Below are 3,013 nucleotides of genomic sequence, written 5' to 3' on the forward strand. Positions count from 1 at the left end.
GGGGCCCGCTTGGCGGCCGGGGTGGAACTGATCACGCGCGCGGGTTAGCCCCCCTGGCACAAAAATCGGGCGTGCCAGGCCCGGGCTCGCCCGATTTGTCTTTGCGGTAAAAGAAAAATGGCGGGCCACCTGGGGTGACCCGCCACTTTTGTTGTCTGACAAGGAAAGCGACTACCGAAGGAACCCTCGGGCGTGGTGCCAGCCCGCGGCGATGTCGGCTTCGAGCTGGTTGAGCCGGGCGGTGAGCACCTGGTCGAACCCGTCCATGAAGTATTCGTCGCCGGGGGCGGGCGCCACCTGGGCGCCGCTGGTGACGAACCGCTCCACCACCTGGGCCAGGCTGGTGTCGCGGTCGACCCGGCCCGCGATGTAGCGGTCGGCGCCCGCGAGGCCCGGGAAACCCGCCTCCCGGTACAGGTACACGTCGCCGAGGACGTCGATCTGCACGCCCGCCTGGATGTGCGCCGTGGGGCGCATGGTGTCGGGCTTGATCCTGATGAGTTCGGCCTCGAAGCCGGTTCTCAGGCTCTGCAGGGCGTATCCGTAGTCCACGTCCAAAGTGGGCGTTCGGGTCGCGACCCGCTCGGCGAAGCTGCCCAGTGCCTCCTGGAGTTCGGCGCGTTCGGCGGCGGACAGCTTGCCGTCGGGCCTGCCGCTGTAGTCCTCGCGCACGTTGAGGAAGTCGACCGGGCGGTGCGGGGCCGCGTCGTTCAGCTCGGCGATGAAGTCGGCCAGGTCGAGCAGCCGCTTGGCCCGGCCGGGCAGCACGATGTAGCTCAGCCCCAGGCGCACCGGCTCGCCGCGCTCGGCGCGCAACTGCTGGAACCGCAGCAGGTTCGCCCGCACCCGGCCGAACGCCGCGCGCTTTCCCGTGGTGGCCTCGTATTCCTCGTCGTCGAGGCCGTACATGGAGGTGCGCACGGCGTAGAGGTCCCACAGGCCGGGCTGGCGCCGCAGCGCCTGTTCGGTGAGGGCGAACGAGTTGGTGTAGACGATGAACTTGAACCCGCGGGCGGCCGCGCGGCTGACCAGTGTGCCCAGCGCGGGGTTGGTGAGCGGCTCCAGCCCGCCGGAGACGTACATCGCGAACGGGTTGTCCGTGGGCATCTCGTCGATGACCGAGGCGAACATGTCGTTGCCGTCGGTGAGCGCGGACTGCTCGTAGCGCGCGCCGGTCACCCGGACGCAGAAGTGGCAGCGGAACATGCACGTCGGCCCGGGGTAGAGCGCGACGATGTGCGGGTAGACGGTCTTGGCGCCCAGGACGTTGTCGATGACTCCCTTGCGCTCCATGGGAAGCACGGTGTTCGACCAGTACTTGCCCGCGGGCCCGTCGACCACCGCGGCCCGCAGGTCCGGCACCCGGCCGAAGATGTCCAGCAGCCGGGCGAACGTGGTCCGATCGACGTCGAGTTCCCGGCGGGCCTGCTCCAGGGGGGTGAACGGGCTGGTGCCGTAGCGGCGCGCGAGGCGCACCAGGTTGTCCGCGTCGGCCGCGGCGGTGGGACAGATCGGCGCCAGCACGTGCCGCAGCGCCGCGGCCGCCGTCCGCACGTCCGCGTGCGGTGCCGCGCAGGTACGGATCACGTCGTCCTGCACGGGGATGGCGAGCTCGGTCATCGGGCGTCCTTCCGTCCGGGTAGGACACTCGGCTGGCTATGCCTGCCGGTGTCGGGCGGTCACGTCGGCGCCGCGGGAGACCGCGAAGCGGATGATGGCGCACACCCGGCGGATCTCCTCGCGGGACACCGTCGACCCGCTCGGCAGCGCGATGACGCGGGAGACGAGCCGCTCGGTGTGCGGCAGGCGCACGGGCGGCCCGGACCGGTAGGGCTCCAACTGGTGGCACGCGGGCGAGCCGATCGGGGTCAGCGCGATCACGTTCTCGGCGCGCAGCACGGCCAGCAGCAGGTCCCGGCTGAGCCCGGCCGTGTCCTCGTCCAGCTCCATGATCACGTACTGGTAGTTGTTGTCCTCGCGGGGATCGTGGGTGAAGAAGGCGATTCCGTCGATGTCGGCGAGTTCGGCGCGGTAGGCGTCGTAGTTGGCCCGGTTGGCCCGCACGGAGTCGTCGAACGCGTCGAGGGAGGTCAGGCCCATGGCCGCGGCCGCCTCGCTCATCTTGCCGTTGGTGCCGCCCGCCTCGCTGATTCCCTTGAGGCCCTTGCCGAAGTTGTGCAGCGCGCGCAACCGGTCGGCGAACTCGTCGTCGTCGGTGACGATCGCGCCGCCCTCGAAGGCGCTGGTCACCTTGGTGGCGTGGAAACTGAACACCTCCGCCGCGCCGAAGCCGCCGATCGGGCGGCCCTCGGTGGTGCACCCGATGGCGTGCGCGGCGTCGAAGAACACGGGGATGCCGTGGTCGGCGGCGGTCTTCTCCAGCTCGTCCACCGCGCAGGGCCGACCCCACAGGTGCACCCCGAAGATCGCCGAGGTCCGCGCGGTGATGGCCGCGCCGACGAGCGCGGGGTCGACACACCCGGTGCCGGGGTCGATGTCGACGAAGACCGGTTCCAGGCCGAGCCAGCGCACGGCGTGCGCGGTCGCGGCGAAGGTCAGCGACGGCATGATCACCTCGCCGGTCAGGTCCGCAGCCCGCACGAGCAACTGCAAAGCCACCGTGGCGTTGCAGGTCGACACGCAGTTGCGCACGCCTGCCAGCTCGGCGACGCGGTCCTCGAACTCCAGGACCAGCGGTCCGCCGTTGGAGAGCCATTGGTTGTCCAGCGCCCAGTTCAGCCGCTCGAACAGCCGGGCGCGGTCGAACTTGTTGGGCCGGTTGGTGTTCAGCGGGTGCAGCAGCGCCGCACGGCCGCCGAACAGAGCGAGGTCACCGAGGTCGCGCTTCACTGCCGTCCACCCCTCTTGAGTCCTTTGTGGTCGGTTACCAGCGCAGCGTGGCGCCCGCGCCGCGGGGACTGTTCTGATACCCGGCCAACAGCCACTCACCCTCACGCTTGACCACCACCCACGTCGACCGCACCGCCAACTCCGGGTCGATCTCCGTCTCCCC

Annotated in this window: 2 protein-coding genes; both read right to left on the reverse strand. The window is 70.3% G+C overall.

The genetic code is table 11. The annotated features are described in order from the left end of the window. Positions 1-171 precede the first annotated feature (171 nt). Positions 172-1,620 carry a dTDP-4-amino-4,6-dideoxy-D-glucose ammonia-lyase gene (gene desII, locus ACT4N7_RS27940; RefSeq protein ID WP_444831861.1) on the reverse strand — a complete coding sequence of 483 codons (1,449 nt, stop codon included), beginning with the start codon at positions 1,618-1,620 and terminating at the stop codon, positions 172-174. A 36-nt stretch (positions 1,621-1,656) separates the two neighbouring features. Next, on the reverse strand, positions 1,657-2,850 hold the full coding sequence (locus ACT4N7_RS27945) for a dTDP-4-dehydro-6-deoxyglucose aminotransferase (protein WP_444831862.1): 1,194 nt from the start codon (positions 2,848-2,850) through the stop codon (positions 1,657-1,659). Between the last annotated feature and the right edge of the window lie 163 nt (positions 2,851-3,013).

The organism is Actinokineospora sp. (genome assembly GCF_052390155.1).
Classification (GTDB): domain Bacteria; phylum Actinomycetota; class Actinomycetes; order Mycobacteriales; family Pseudonocardiaceae; genus Actinokineospora.

Coding starts and splice junctions, on each gene's coding strand:
- desII (WP_444831861.1), bottom strand. CDS start 1,620: ATGACCGAGCTCGCCATCCCCGTGCAGGACGACGTGATCCGTACCTGC.